Genomic DNA, 13,133 nt, shown 5'->3' with positions numbered 1-13,133 from the left:
CCGTCATCGTCGAGGCGATCCTTTCCTTCGTGAACCTCTCGATCTCGACCGACGATCCGACCTGGGGCGGCATGATCTCCGAAGGCCGTTCCTCGATCCATCAGGCCTGGTGGGTGCTGGTCTTCCCGCTGGTCGCGCTTTTCCTTACGGTCCTTGCTTTCAGCCAGCTCGGCGAGGGGCTGAAGGACCGCTACGATCCGGTGCTGCGATGAGCTTCCTGGTCGTCGAGAACCTGTCGGCACGGCTGAAGGGCAACAGCTACCCGATCCTCCGCAGTGTCTCGCTTTCTGTCGCAGCGGGCCAGGTCCACGGGCTGGTGGGCGAAAGCGGGGCGGGCAAGTCGATGATCGGCAAGGCGGTGCTAGGCATCCTTCCGACGTCGGTCGAAATCACCAGCGGGCGGATCATGTTGGATGGCACCGACCTCCTCTCCCTGCCGCCCAAGGACCGCCGCCGCCGGATCGGTGCCACCGCCGCGCTCATCCCGCAGGACCCGCTGACAGCACTCAACCCCTCGCGGCGGATCGCGCCGCAGATCACCGACAGGCTGGTCGACATCCTGGGCTGGACCCGCGCCCGCGCCAATGCCCGCGGGCTGGAGCTTCTGCACGAAGTCCATATTCCTGACCCCGAGCGCGTTCTTCGCAGCTATCCGCATGAGCTTTCGGGCGGCATGCGCCAGCGCATCCTGATCGCCTCGGCTTTCGCGGCGGAACCGAAGCTGATCATCGCGGATGAGCCCACCACGGCGCTGGATGTGACGGTCCAGAAGCAGATCCTGAAGCTTATCGCCGAGATGCAGGCCCGCCACGGCACAGCGCTGCTTTTCGTCACGCATGACCTTGGCGTGGTGTCGAAGGTCTGCCAGTCGCTCTCGGTCCTCTATGGCGGCATGGTGGTTGAGGACACATCCGTCCGCGATTTCTTCCAGGCGCCCAGGCACGTCTACTCCCGCGCATTGCTGGCGGCGACGCCGAAGTACACCGACCCAGAGGCAAGCCTGACCCCGGTGCCCGAAGCGGTCATAACCGCAGTCCAGGCCGAACTGGACGCCTTCGACCGGGGGCAGGGCCATGGCTGACCTTTACACCGTCGAAGACCTCCACCTCTCGCTGCCCGACATGACGCGGAAGCCGATCCTTGGCGCCGCACCACGGACCCCGATCCTGAAGGGGCTCAGCTTCACGCTGCCCAAGGGCGAAATCCTTGGCATCGTTGGCGGTTCCGGCTCGGGCAAATCGACGCTCGGTCGGGCGATGGTCAGGCTACTTGAACCGACCGGGGGCCGGATCACCTTTGACGGGCGGGACATCACCCATCTGGATGAGGCCGGTTTGCGTCCCCTCCGCCACCGGTTCCAGATGATCTTCCAGGACCCGATGTCCAGCCTCAACCCCCGCCACCGCGTGGGCCGGATCATCGCGGCACCCCTTTCTTTGCACGGCATCTCCGGGATTGCCGGCAGGGTCGCCGAGGCGCTTGACCACGTCGGCCTTGCCCGCCATTTCGCGGCCCGCTACCCCCATGAGCTGTCGGGCGGCCAGCGCCAGCGCGTCGGTATCGCGCGTGCCATCGCGCTTCGCCCGGAGTTCATCCTGGCAGATGAGATCGTCTCGGGCCTCGACGTCTCGTCGCAAGCGCAGGTCCTGAACCTTCTCGAACGGCTGGTGGCCGATCTTGGCCTGACGATGGCGTTCATCAGCCATGACCTTTCGGTGATCCGCAGGCTCTGCTCGCGGGTGCTGGTCCTGCACGGCGGCGAAATCGTCGAGAACGCCCCGACGGCTGAGGTCTTCGCCAACCCGCAGGCCCCCTATACCGCCGAGCTTCTGTCCGCGATCCCCTTGCCCGACCCGGATCAGCGCTGGCTCTGACGGCCCGCGTTTACCGCTTCAGGCGCCTGCGGAGGGTTCCCCGCACCTCCGGGACGGCCAGCATGATGCCGGGCAGGAAGACCAGCGCGAAGCCAAGACCCAGCACCAGAACCTGCAAGAGGTCCGACCTCAGTTGCAGCTGGTTCAGCGCAAGGCCAGCCGCCGCAACCGAAGCGGCAAGCAGTATAGCGGGCACAAGCGCTGTCAGCGTCTGCCAGAGGCCAACGCCGATGATGCGGCGCAGGATCAGCCAGTTCGGCAGGAAATAGATCAGGGAAAGCCCGATCTGGGATGCCGCAATCGCCGCGATGCCATAGGGTGCGACGAGGACGAGAGTGACCACGAAGATGGGCAGCTTCAGGATCGAGGTCCACAGCAGGAACTCGGTCCGGTTCATCGCCTTGTAGATGATGCCGGGCACGAAATCGACGGTCAGAAGCGCCAGCGAGATCGAGAGGTACCCCATCGGGACAATCATCCCGTACCATTCCGGAGTGTAGAGAAGGTGGACGATCGGTTCCGATGCCACCGAAAGTGCCGCCCCCGCCGGAAAGGTGATCAGCGCCACATGGCGGAGGCTGGAGAGATAGAGCTCGGCCATTGCTTCCTTCGCGGCTCCACGTGAGGAAATGACCGGATGCAGCACCGTCCCGGCCACCTGGTTGAAGCTTCGGATCAGAAGATCGGGCAGGCGGAAGGCTAGGCTGTAAAGCCCAAGTGCCGTGGTTCCAAGCAGTTTGCCGACCAGCAGCGCATCGAGGTTGCGCTGGGCGGCGTTGATGACCTCGGCCAGCAGCAGGTGTCGCCCGAAGCGGAAGGCCTCACCCACCACCTCGGCGCGCGGTCGGACGGTGGGACGCCAGGGCGCGACCAGAAAGGCCGCGACCGCCGCCGCAAGGGTTCCCACCACGTGACCCCAGACGAGCGACCAAAGCCCGAAGCCCATGATGGCCAGCAGGATCGAGGCGGCGGCTTTGACGAGGCTCCGCGCCAGGTCCGGAACGGCCTTCAGCCGGAACTGGAGCCGTTTTGACAGACGCGTCACCGGCACCACGGCAATCGCGTCGATCATCAGCGCAAGTGCTATCACCCGAAGCGGCCAGGTCAGGGACGGTTCCTGGAAGACACCTGCAAGGTACGGCGCTGCGATCCATGCCAGCAGCACCATGGCCGCGGAGGTGACCAGCGACATCAGCGCCACGGCCGTCTCCATCTCGGCCTGATGCTCCTGGGCCGAGACGAGCGCCGCCCCCAGCCCGAACCTCGCGACGATCTCGAAATAGGCGATCACGACCATGCAGATCGCCATCATCCCGAAGGTCTCGGGTCCCAGAAGCCGCGCCAGGACGATCAGCGAGACAAGGCTGATGCCCTTGGTCCCGAGGAACGTGAGGTAGGTCCAGAACACGCCCTTTGCGGCGCTTTCGGCAAAGCCGGTCATGCCCTTGCCCGCTGCAGTTTGGTGTAAAGGTCCAGAAGCCGCCGGACGGTTGCGGTCAGGGCGAAGGTCTCCTCCATCCGCGCCCGGGCCGCTTTGCCAAGGCGCTGCCCCAGCGCGGGGTCGTCGGCCAGCCGCGCCATAGTGGCGACAAGATCATCCTCGGACCCGGCCGAGAAAAGAAGACCGGTCGAGCCGTCTTGCACGATCTCGGCATTGCCACCAATCCGGGCCGAGACGGTCGGCAGGCCCGCGGCACAAGCCTCGAGAAGCGCGTTTGACAGGCCTTCGCGGGAGGAGGGCAGAACGAAAGCATCGACGGCCGTCAGGAAGCCCGGCATGTCGTCGACCTGCCCCAGAAGATGAACCCGCGGCTGCGATAACAGCGCGGGTTCGATGCCGGAGGTGTCCTGGTCGTCGACACTGGCCCCGCCACCCGCCACCCGGTTGGCGCTGGCAATCGCCAGATGCAGATCGGGCCTTTCGGCCGCAAGCCTGCGGAAGGCCTGCAGCAGAAGCGGCACCATCTTCTGGGCCGCCAACCGACCGGCAAAGCCGAAGATGTAGCCGTCAGAGGGCAGACCAAGGCGACGCCGTGCTTCGGCCTTCGCGGTCGCATCGCTGACCGGGGAGAACCGTTGAAGATCGACTCCGTTCGGAATGTCCGCAATCCGTGCCGGATCGAAGCCCAGCCCCACCAGCTCGTCGCGGATTTCGCCGCTTATCGCGATCACAGCCGCAAGCCGCGACCGGCAAAACGCCATGCGCAGGCGACCGAAGGGCTTTGCCGCAATCCCAAGCGCCTCGCCGCCGCACATCGGCTTGGCCAGGACCGGAACGCCCGTGCCAAGCCCGCCGACAATCCCGGCAAGAACCGGCGTAAAGAGCGAATGGCAATGGATCACATCCGGCCTGCTGCCCCGCACGGCCCGCGCCGCGCCGACGATGAAGCGCAGCGCCCGGAGCGGTTTTGGACCGGAGGTCCTGATCCGCAGCACGTCGACCCCGTCGACCAGCTCGCGTTCCGGAAGGCCCGCATGGTGGCGCGTCACGACCGTCAGCTGGTGGCCGTCCGCCTGCATCAGCCGCGCCACCTGCGCCAGCTGACGTTCGGCCCCGCCGACGATCGGATGGTATGAGGTGATGACCATCGTCACCCGCATCACCGCCCCTTCCTCCCCGCAAGCCCGACAAGCGTCGCTTGCCATTCGGCCATCATCCGCCCGACAGTAAAGTCACGCCGCACCCGTTCGACCGCCGCCTTCGACATCCGGGCCAGCCCTTCGCTGTCGGACAGCGTCTCGATCAGCGCTGCCGCAAGTGCCGCCGCGTCGTCCGGGGGCACGAGCCTGCCGCTTCGGCGGTCCTCGATGACTTCCGCACAGCCATCGACGGCGGTCGAGACGGGTACCGCTCCGATGGCCATCGCCTCAAGCAGCACCAGCGGCAGGCCCTCCCAGCGTGAGGACAGGCACAGAACGTCAGCCGCTTCCATCAGCCTCGCAGGGTCGGGCTGCCAGGGTAGCAGTCGGATGCGCCCGCGATAGGGGCTGGCCTCCACCTTCGCCTCGACCGCAGCCTGCTTTGACCCTTCGCCGACGATGATCACTTGCGCCTGCGGCAGCCGGGCGCAAAGGACCTCGACCGCGTCAAGGAAAACCTCGGGCGCCTTCTGCGCCTCGAAGCGCCCCATCCAAAGAACGACCTGCGCGGCCTGATCAAGCCCGAGAGCCTGCCGAACCTCGGCCCGCCGGCCCTGCGACGCATACCTCTTCGCGTCGATCCCGCTGCGGATGACCGAAATCCGGTCTGGCGTGGCGATGCCATGCTGCAGGCTCAGGGCACGGGCGCCCTCGGTCAGCGCGACGATATGGCTCCCGAAGAGGCGGGCGCTGCGTTCGATCATCCGGTAGACCCCGGCCTCGCGGCCCTGAACCCTGGGCAGGAACGGCAGCGACGCCTGGCAGTACACGACCGGAATCCCCAGCATCCAGCCCACGGCCCGCCCGATCATGCCCGGCTTCGACCCGTGGCACAGGATCACCCGCGCCCCACGCGCCCTGGCCACCCGCGCCGCCAGCCAGGCGACCCGGACATCCCCCCAAAGGTCCACCCGGTACCGCGCCATCGGGACGGCCTCGGCCGTGTGGCCCAGACGCTCCAATTCGGCCGCAAAGCTGGCGGCATTGTCCGAAAGGCAGAGCGTGTGGATCGAAAAGAGGTCGGGCGACAGGCCCGCGACAAGCGTGCGGTGATAGATGGCAAGCCCGCCGGTCGATTTGGTCAGCGCCAGCACCGGAATGGGTGCCGAAAGCTCGGGGACCGGCACCGATGCGGCGGCCTCTGCCTCATCTGCTTCAGAACTGTCATCCAGCAATGAATCCTGCGAAGCGGCCCTGGACGTCACCGTTGCACGCGCCAATCTGATTCCGGATCACTATAGCCTTATAGGATCACAGGCCTTGCCCGCTGCCAAGCCAAAGGGCCTGCCTTCGCTTCGGCAAAGGCCGGATGCAATTCACGGCTGTGCGTTCCTGGCCAAAATCAATCTGGCCGGGCAGCAGGCGCCCGGCTTTGACGATTTTCTCATCGCCTGGCTTTCGCGCCGGTTGCGCATTGTCGAAAAAGGGCCAAGCTCAGGGCAAATGCGCTTGGCAGCGGCGCTTTGCGCGGGATACCAATTGGAAGGATGCGCCTTGCGGGCATCCATATCGGTTTGATCGGTAGGGCACATTTGACGATGACCGACGCCAGTTCCGGGCAGGAGTCCAACGCGGGAAGCGGGTCAGAGCAAAGCATGCGCAACGGTTCCCGGCTGGCGGATATCGTCGAGATCGCTCTGGTCCATTTCTGGAAGGCGCTGCTGGTCGCTCTGGTTGTTGCAGGCGCCGCGTACTTGGCCCTGATGTCCCTGGTTCCGGTCCACGAGGCCCGCAGTGTTCTTCTCGTCCAGCTTGGCCGCGACTACGCCTATGTTCCCGACGCTCCGGTGTCTGGCCTGCGGACGCCCGATCCCGGTGACCTTGACACCTATGTCAACGCCGAGATGCAGCTTCTGAACTCCAGCCGCGTCCGCGAAGCGGCGTTGGAGCTGTTGCTGGCCAATGGCACCTTCAAGACCGGACCGGGCGCCGAACGGGCCGATCTTCTGGCGAAGATGGAAGACGCGATAGCGATCAACCTGATCACCGGCTCGCACCTCATAGACCTCCGCGTCCGCCTTCCGGATGAGGCCGAGGCCAAGGCGATCGCCACCGCGCTGGTCGACGGATATCTCGACGTCCGCAGCAGCATCATCGGCGTCGATCCGCCCGAGTTTCTTCAGACCGAGGTCGACGGGGCGACGAGGCGGCTTCGGGAAATCGACGAAGCCCTGGTCAAGCTGACCGGATCGGCCTCGTTCGAGGTTCTCGACAGGCGGGTTGCCGTTCTGACCGAACAGGCGCTTGCGAAGAAACAGGAACTGGCGGAAACCGAAGCCGACATCAGGGGGCTTACCGCCCGGCGGGATACGCTCAGGACCCTGCAGACTGCAGCAACGGCGGGACCGGAGGCCGCCCAGAACGACCGCGCGATGCTGCTTCTCGTCGATACCGAAGCTGATCTCTCGGCTGCCATGGCGCGGGGCGAGACGCTGAAGGCCGCTGGTGCCGCCCTTGCCGACGAACTCGCACGGCTGGAAGCGGCGGGCCTCGACGTCGCCGCCTTGCGGGTAGATCGTGAGGCGACCCTTTCTGCAATCACGCAGCTGCAGAGCCAGCTCTCGGCCAGCGAAACCTCTGTCGCGCGAAATGCCGCTGGCCTCGGCATGGTGCGGGTGATCGAGAAGGGTTTGGCCGGCACCGCTCCAGTCGGTCTTCCGGACCGGATCAAGATGATTGCGGCGGCCCTTCTGGGCGTGTTCGCAGGGCTTCTGGCCATTCTTCTCTTCGAGGCAAGGGCACCACGCGCGCACAGCGCCGGGATCGTTGCTGCCCGTTTCGGCGTTCCGGTGCTGGGCGAGATCGAGCGCCGCAAAGCCGCACGCCGCCGCAGGAGGACTTGAGCATGGCGGATGATTGGTCGACGCTAAGCCCACCGATCCATCGCAACGAGGTATTCCCGGCGCTGCAGGCCATCCTGCGGCTTTACCAGCAGCATGATCACCGGGTGACCGTGCAGATCGCAGGCGTCGAGCGGGGCGAGCTTGCCCACAACGTCGCGCGCGCGCTGGCCGAGTTTGCCCAAGGTCTGGACAAATCCGGAGTGTGCCTCTTGATCTGCGACAACGAGGGCGCGGCGGACGACGACGATGAGGATGACGACGAGGAGCCCGAGGTCATTCCTCCGCCTCCCCCGCGTCGCCGGGGGGCGAAGGGCCAGACGGAAGTTGTGCCAGCCCCAGCGCCGCCCCCACCTGCGCGATTGGGCAACGCGGCCATCCTGGACGGCGGTTTGCCTGACCTTGAAGGCGATCCCAACGCGGGCCTTGTCATCCTGGACACGCCACCCATCCTGACCTCGCTGACGTCGTCAGCCATTGCCGGACGGGCCGACGGGGTCATTCTGGTGGTGTCCGCGGCCGACAAGCTGCACGACATCTCGAAGGCGGTCGATGCGATCCGCGCGTCGGGCGGACGGCTGCTTGGCGTGATCCTGACGGGCAGACGCTACAGGTTGCCGCGTTGGCTGGCCCGGCTCTTCGGCTTGCCGCGGTCGCGCATCCGCAGCTGGACCAGGAATTCGCCGCAGTTCAGCGCGACCGAGGCAGGCTGAACCCACGACCTCAGCTGGCCCCAGCGGTCTCAGGCCCGCGACGGGTTGGCAGGACAAGAGATGAAGATACTCTACATCATTGACGGCACGGGCGTCGGAGGGGCAGAAACCCTGCTCCTCGACATCCTTCGGGTAGCCAGGGACCGCAACCACGAGGCGCATCTGGCGTACTTTACCCCCGGTCCGCTTGGCCCGGAGATGGAGGCCCTTGCGGCCAGCACGACCCGGCTCAGCAAGCGCGGGCTGAAAGACCCGCTGGCGCTTTGGCGCGCGCTCCGGCTGATCCGGAGGCTCCGGCCCGATGTCGTTCACACGCACCTGACGAAAAGCGACCTCGTCGGCCAGGTCGCGGCCCGGCTGGCGGGCGTACCGAGGCGCATCGTCACGCTGCACAACACCGACCGCTGGCGGCAGAAGGCGGTCCTCGCGGCGCTTTACCGGCGGGCGACAGCCGGGGCGCATCGCCTTGTGGCGGTCTCCGAGACGGTTGCTGACTATGTGCGCCAGACAGGCAGCGGCATCGGCGACCGGCTTGTGGTGATCCCGAACGGTGTCGACCTTGCACGCTTCCGCACCGTCCCGCCGTTGACCCCGAAACCCGACGGAGCCCCCGTCACCTTCGCCATCATCGGTCGCCTGCAGCCGCAGAAGGATCACCGGACCTTCCTGAAGGCGGCCGCCATCCTTGCCCCGCGATGGCCGAACGCCAAGTTTCTGGTGATCGGCGATGGGCCCTTGCGGGCCGAGCTTGAGGCGGAAGCACAGGCGCTTGGGCTGGGATCGCGGCTTCAGTTCACCGGCAACCGATCTGACATGGTGGCAACCCTGACGGATATCGACGCGCTGGTCCTTTCATCGGCCTGGGAAGGCCTGCCGATGGTGCTTCTGGAAGCCATGGCCGCGGCCCGGCCCGTGGTTGCCACCGCAGTGGGCGAAATCCCCCAGGTCCTGCGCCACGGCGTTGACGGGCTGGTGGTCCCGCCCTCGCAGCCCGAACGCCTGGCCGAAGCGATGGAAACCCTCCTGCGGTTCCCCAACCGCGGGTCCGCCATGGGCATCTCCGGCCGCGAACGGGTGACCGAGCGGCATGACGCCGCCACCATGCACGACCGCATCTTCGCGATCTACGCGGGGACGTAAAGCCGATCAGCGCTCGAAAAGACCGTTCGCGTAAAGCTCGATATAGGCGTAGCCAGTGACCGGATCGATCCGTTCGGAATCTGCCACTTCGGGGTCGGTCCCAAGGCGCGCTTCCTCATCGTCCGGGAGCCCGTCGCGGTCCCCGTCCCGGCTCTTCGGCCATTTCGCCTCGGGTGGCCGCCACTTCCGGCCGTGCCATGACCCGTCGAACGTCCGGCCCGTGTTCTCGGACAGGCTGTCCAGAATCCGCTGATCGGCCCGGTCGAGAGCCGGCACCCGCGCGCCCGCCTCGGCCAGGACATGGCTTTTGACCATGTGCGACGGCAGGACCGGCGTCCCGCTTTCGGGGGCGACAAGGGGGCTTGCGGCCAGAAACGCCACACCATCCCCCGAGGCCACGTCGATCCCGAGCGGCGTCAGGTTGTCCTTCAGGAAATAGGCCGCGCCGGGGCTTGCGTCTTCAAGCGATATGGCGGGCCGGGTGTCGACGTCGGGCGTATTAGGTCCAGCCACCATCACATTCCCGATCACGTCAACCCGGCTTGGCCCTTTCGATATCTGGATGCCACCCGGCCCGTAGTTGTAGATCAGGTTGTTGATCACCTCGGCGGCAGCGGTCTCCTCGATCTGCGGGTTGCGCCAGTAGTTCGAGAAGAAGGCGTTGCGAAGGATCGAGATGCGATTGGTCTTCTGGCCGATCAGCATGCCCATCGAATGCCGCCCGTCCGCATGGCCCGCGTTCAGAAGACCCTCGGCAATGATGTTGTTGGAATAGGTGACGTCCTCGACCGTGTACCAGGTCGAGGCGTTCTCGTCCGTGGCCCACATGATCGAGTTGCGGTCAACGATCACCCGGCGCACGGTCTGGCCCTTTGAGCCGATCGAAATGCCGTCGCGGGCGGTCCGGTCCTGACCTTTGCCCGTACCAGGGCGAAAGTGGATCCCCCGGATGATGACGTCGTCGCCGACCACGACAAGCCGGCCGCCTTCTATCGTGATGCCCTCGCCCGGTGCGGTCTGGCCCAGCACGGTCACCTCGCCATTCACCCGGATTTCATCGCGAAGCTTGATGATCCCGCCTACCTCGAACACCACGATCCGGGGGCCGCTCAGGCTGGACAAGGCCCAGGCGAGCGAGCCCTTGCCACCCCGCTCAAGGTTCGTCACGCGGATCACCGGCCCCCCGCGCCCGCCCGCCGTGACTGCACCAAAGCCCATGGCTCCGGGAAAGGCTGGCGGCGTAGGTATCTCGGCTTTTGCGGGGGCGGCCGCGGCCAGAAGGATCATCAGGACGGCGGTTGCAAATCGGGGGATACGCCGCACCACGGGCTCGCTTTTCTTCTCCGGTCCCCGTACCCTTGGCCGCAGAGTTGCTTGGGCAAATGCGGCCGGAGAGCCCGTAGTGAATACGTCCATTCTAAACCTCATGCGCCCTCGGCAGCCAGGCGGGTTGATGCCCGCTCTGGCTGCGGTGGGCCTAGTCGCTTTCTTCTATGGTATTTGGATTGCGGGCGTAAACCCGGCTGTCGCGATCCTGATAGGCCTCATGCCGCTGGCGCTGGGGCTTTCGATCAAACATCCGGCACTTCCGCTTTCCGCCCTGACGATAATGGTCGCGGCCGGGCTTTCGGAGAACCTGACAGACCGGTTCGGGCTGCCCTCGGTGACCGAACCTGCGGCGGCAGGGGCGGCACTGGTTCTCGGCCTCAGATACGTTCTCTTGCGCGAACGTCCGCTTCTATCGGGCAGGGCGGTGGTGGCATTCGGAAGCCTCCTTCTGTGGAGCGCGCTCAGCATCCTTCACGCCCGTGACTGGCCAGTTGCGGCAGACACGTCCTTCGGCCTCGCCAAGGACCTGATCCTTGTGTTTCTGCTTCTGGCGTTCATCGACAGTCCCCGGATGCTGCGCGTCTGCCTCACCACGCTCATCCTGACCTTCGCCGTCATCGCAGCACTTGGGCTTTACCGGTATGTCACCGGATCGCCGAACGACTTCTTCGGCTTCGTCGGCTTCAGGTTCGCCGAGTGGCGCTTCGCCGGTCCCAACCCCGACGCCAATTTCTTCGCCTCTTTCCTGGTCTTCCTGATCCCCGTCTGCCTTGGCCGCATGCTGACGGGTGGCCCGCGGTCAAACGTGCTTTTCGCACTTGTCGGGCTTGTCCTGCTGACGGTCGCGCTGTTCCTTACAGGTTCGCGCGGGGGGCTTCTGGCAATGGTTCTCAGCCTGCCGGTCTTTCTTCTCTTCCTCAGCAACAGGGCGCGGCTCTGGACCATCGGGCTTGCCATCGGATGCGCCGCCGTGATTGCCCTTCTGCTGTCTGACCAGATCCTCGCCCGCTTCGAGGTCTTGTTCGACCCGTCCCTCGCCTCGCTGACGGCGGACCGGGCGGTCGAGGGCCGGCTGGCAAGCTGGGAGGTGGCGCGGCAGCTTTTCTACGATAACCCGCTGCTTGGTGTCGGGATGGGCAACTACAACGGCTACTTCCAGGACACCGCGCTTGACCTCGGCCTCGTCTTCCGGGGTGAGGGGCGGTCGGCCCACAGTCTCTACCTCGAGACGCTGGCCGAACTTGGGCTTGTCGGTCTGGCCCTGCTTCTAGTGGTCCTGACCCTGGCGCTGATCACGCCCTTCCGCGCCGCTGCGCGCCTTGCAGCAAGCGGGGCAGGGGCAGAGGCGATGGAATTGCGGGGCTTCGTGATCGGGCTTCTTGCCATGCTCCTTGCACGCATCTTCCTGCATGACGCGCACCCGACGCTCCTATGGCTTGCGGTGGCCATCGGCCTCGCGGCAGACCGGATCTTTCAGCCGTCCCTTTCGCCAAGAACCGACCGGTAGATGGCAAGCGTTCCCGCAAGCCAGGCATCGACATCCAGATAGGGCGCGACGATCCGGGCCGATCTCGCCGCGTAGTCTGCCCTAAGCGTTGCATCGACAGCCAGCGCCTCCATCCCCGCCGCAAGCCGCTCAGGGTCTCCTGGCGGGACCAGAATGCCGCCCTCCTCACCCAGGATCGAGGGCAGATCGCCCACCGCCGTCGCCACCACGGGAAGGCCCGCGGCCATCCCTTCCAGAAGGCCAAGCGGCAAGCCTTCCCAGGCCGAGCTCATCAGGAAGACATCCGCCGCCGCAAGGAACATCGGCACATCCGCCTGCGTCCCCAGAAAGCGGCACGCAGCCCCAAGCTGCAGCGCTTCCGCCCGTGCCAAGAGCCGGTCCCGCTCATGCCCTTCGCCCAAGGCCCATAGCACGACGCGATGGCCCGACTGCCGCAGACGCGCAAAGGCTGCCAGCATCGTCATGTGGTCCTTCTGGGGGTGCAGCCGCCCGGTAGAGACGAAGACGACCTCCCCCTCGCCAACCCCCGCGGCCTTGCGGAACTCGGCCCGCGCTTCCGGCGAAATCGCGGGGGGCGACATGATGACATTCGGCAGGATGGTCTGCGGCACGCCGTCAAGCCGCGCCTGGTTGGCTTTTGCCACCCGGTCGCCGACAAGAATGGCGTGATCGGTGAAATGCCGCAGCGCGAACCCCTCCAGCATCCGCTTCAGCCGGGCGCTGGGGGTTCCGGGGGGAACGGTCAGTGTGTTGTGCACCGTCACCACCACTTTCCGCCGCATCAACCGGGCAAGCGGCGCCCCCATGATCACGGAATCGGTCAGGTGCAAATGCACCAGCCCCGACGGCAGGCGCCGCAAGGCCCGCCAAAGCCGCCACCAGTCAACCGGGTTCAGCGACCGCTTGATCCCCCCGCTCTCGATCCGCACGCCGCGACGCGCAATCTCGTCCGCCATGGCCGAGGAATGGCCGCGCAGGTCCAGGACGACCGGGCAGGCCGTCTCGGCGGCAGTGGCCAGGATGGTCAATAACCTCTGGGCGCCTCCAACGCTGAGCGTGTCGATCACATGAACAACTGGATACATCTAAG

At 66.0% G+C, this 13,133-nt stretch carries 12 protein-coding genes and 1 pseudogene; 8 read left to right on the top strand and 5 right to left on the bottom strand.

The annotated features are described in order from the left end of the window. The 3 genes and pseudogenes from ACRCSW_RS24675 to ACRCSW_RS24665 all read left to right on the top strand — a co-directional run. Window positions 1-212: pseudogene (locus tag ACRCSW_RS24675) on the top strand (ABC transporter permease); the annotation flags it as partial. Further along, complete coding sequence (locus ACRCSW_RS24670; RefSeq protein ID WP_438708300.1) at window positions 209-1,081, top strand: ABC transporter ATP-binding protein; 873 nt, start codon at window positions 209-211, stop codon at window positions 1,079-1,081. The pseudogene ACRCSW_RS24675 and the gene ACRCSW_RS24670, both read left to right, overlap by 4 nt. Further along, window positions 1,074-1,874, top strand: a complete 801-nt coding sequence (locus ACRCSW_RS24665; protein WP_438708299.1) for an ATP-binding cassette domain-containing protein — start codon at window positions 1,074-1,076, stop codon at window positions 1,872-1,874. Before ACRCSW_RS24670 ends, ACRCSW_RS24665 begins: the two co-directional genes overlap by 8 nt. Before the next feature lie 10 nt (window positions 1,875-1,884). On the opposite strand, the gene ACRCSW_RS24660 is transcribed toward ACRCSW_RS24665, so the two are convergent. The 3 genes from ACRCSW_RS24660 to ACRCSW_RS24650 are packed head-to-tail and all read right to left on the bottom strand — an operon-like array spanning window position 1,885 to window position 5,689. Beyond that, window positions 1,885-3,315 (bottom strand): lipopolysaccharide biosynthesis protein, encoded by a 1,431-nt coding sequence (locus ACRCSW_RS24660; RefSeq protein WP_438708298.1) that lies wholly within the window; start codon window positions 3,313-3,315, stop codon window positions 1,885-1,887. Next, on the bottom strand, window positions 3,312-4,475 hold the full coding sequence (locus ACRCSW_RS24655) for a glycosyltransferase family 4 protein (RefSeq protein ID WP_438708297.1): 1,164 nt from the start codon (window positions 4,473-4,475) through the stop codon (window positions 3,312-3,314). The genes ACRCSW_RS24660 and ACRCSW_RS24655 overlap by 4 nt, the downstream gene beginning before the upstream one ends. After that, window positions 4,475-5,689, bottom strand: coding sequence for a glycosyltransferase (locus tag ACRCSW_RS24650; protein ID WP_438708296.1), 1,215 nt, complete (start codon window positions 5,687-5,689; stop codon window positions 4,475-4,477). Before ACRCSW_RS24650 ends, ACRCSW_RS24655 begins: the two co-directional genes overlap by 1 nt. A gap of 85 nt (window positions 5,690-5,774) precedes the next feature. Here ACRCSW_RS24650 and ACRCSW_RS24645 point away from each other — a divergent pair, with 85 nt between their 5' ends. The 4 genes from ACRCSW_RS24645 to ACRCSW_RS24630 all read left to right on the top strand — a co-directional run bounded on the left by ACRCSW_RS24645 (window position 5,775) and on the right by ACRCSW_RS24630 (window position 9,207). Next, on the top strand, window positions 5,775-6,032 hold the full coding sequence (locus ACRCSW_RS24645; RefSeq protein WP_438708295.1) for a hypothetical protein: 258 nt from the start codon (window positions 5,775-5,777) through the stop codon (window positions 6,030-6,032). Window positions 6,033-6,109: 77 nt separating this feature from the next. After that, window positions 6,110-7,357, top strand: a complete 1,248-nt coding sequence (locus ACRCSW_RS24640) for a hypothetical protein (RefSeq protein WP_438708294.1) — start codon at window positions 6,110-6,112, stop codon at window positions 7,355-7,357. A 2-nt stretch (window positions 7,358-7,359) separates the two neighbouring features. Beyond that, window positions 7,360-8,067, top strand: a complete 708-nt coding sequence (locus ACRCSW_RS24635; protein WP_438708293.1) for a hypothetical protein — start codon at window positions 7,360-7,362, stop codon at window positions 8,065-8,067. 60 nt (window positions 8,068-8,127) lie between these two features. Further along, window positions 8,128-9,207 carry a glycosyltransferase family 4 protein gene (locus tag ACRCSW_RS24630; protein WP_438708292.1) on the top strand — a complete coding sequence of 360 codons (1,080 nt, stop codon included), beginning with the start codon at window positions 8,128-8,130 and terminating at the stop codon, window positions 9,205-9,207. A 6-nt stretch (window positions 9,208-9,213) separates the two neighbouring features. On the opposite strand, the gene ACRCSW_RS24625 is transcribed toward ACRCSW_RS24630, so the two are convergent. After that, entirely contained in the window at window positions 9,214-10,623 is a 1,410-nt protein-coding gene (locus ACRCSW_RS24625; protein WP_438708291.1) for a pectate lyase family protein, read from the bottom strand. 37 nt (window positions 10,624-10,660) lie between these two features. Here ACRCSW_RS24625 and ACRCSW_RS24620 point away from each other — a divergent pair, with 37 nt between their 5' ends. Further along, window positions 10,661-12,043: an O-antigen ligase family protein gene (locus tag ACRCSW_RS24620; RefSeq protein ID WP_438708290.1), complete on the top strand. Its 1,383-nt coding sequence runs from the start codon at window positions 10,661-10,663 to the stop codon at window positions 12,041-12,043. On the opposite strand, the gene ACRCSW_RS24615 is transcribed toward ACRCSW_RS24620, so the two are convergent. Continuing rightward, on the bottom strand, window positions 12,010-13,128 hold the full coding sequence (locus ACRCSW_RS24615) for a glycosyltransferase (RefSeq protein WP_438708301.1): 1,119 nt from the start codon (window positions 13,126-13,128) through the stop codon (window positions 12,010-12,012). The two genes, ACRCSW_RS24620 and ACRCSW_RS24615, sit on opposite strands and share 34 nt — an antisense overlap. Window positions 13,129-13,133: the final 5 nt, after the last annotated feature.

It is taken from the genome of Tabrizicola sp. (assembly GCF_051645465.1).
In the GTDB taxonomy this organism is placed as follows: Bacteria; Pseudomonadota; Alphaproteobacteria; order Rhodobacterales; family Rhodobacteraceae; genus Tabrizicola.
The sequence above is the reverse complement of the archived record's forward strand: the minus strand, read 5'-3'. Positions and strand labels throughout refer to the sequence as shown.

What these genes read in the sequence shown, in the direction of transcription:
- ACRCSW_RS24670 (WP_438708300.1), top strand. Translation starts at nt 209, where the DNA reads ATGAGCTTCCTGGTCGTCGAGAACCTGTCGGCACGGCTGAAGGGCAAC.
- ACRCSW_RS24665 (WP_438708299.1), top strand. Translation starts at nt 1,074, where the DNA reads ATGGCTGACCTTTACACCGTCGAAGACCTCCACCTCTCGCTGCCCGAC.
- ACRCSW_RS24660 (WP_438708298.1), bottom strand. Translation starts at nt 3,315, where the DNA reads ATGACCGGCTTTGCCGAAAGCGCCGCAAAGGGCGTGTTCTGGACCTAC.
- ACRCSW_RS24655 (WP_438708297.1), bottom strand. Translation starts at nt 4,475, where the DNA reads ATGCGGGTGACGATGGTCATCACCTCATACCATCCGATCGTCGGCGGG.
- ACRCSW_RS24640 (WP_438708294.1), top strand. Translation starts at nt 6,110, where the DNA reads ATGCGCAACGGTTCCCGGCTGGCGGATATCGTCGAGATCGCTCTGGTC.
- ACRCSW_RS24635 (WP_438708293.1), top strand. Translation starts at nt 7,360, where the DNA reads ATGGCGGATGATTGGTCGACGCTAAGCCCACCGATCCATCGCAACGAG.
- ACRCSW_RS24630 (WP_438708292.1), top strand. Translation starts at nt 8,128, where the DNA reads ATGAAGATACTCTACATCATTGACGGCACGGGCGTCGGAGGGGCAGAA.
- ACRCSW_RS24625 (WP_438708291.1), bottom strand. Translation starts at nt 10,623, where the DNA reads ATGGACGTATTCACTACGGGCTCTCCGGCCGCATTTGCCCAAGCAACT.
- ACRCSW_RS24620 (WP_438708290.1), top strand. Translation starts at nt 10,661, where the DNA reads ATGCCCGCTCTGGCTGCGGTGGGCCTAGTCGCTTTCTTCTATGGTATT.
- ACRCSW_RS24615 (WP_438708301.1), bottom strand. Translation starts at nt 13,128, where the DNA reads ATGTATCCAGTTGTTCATGTGATCGACACGCTCAGCGTTGGAGGCGCC.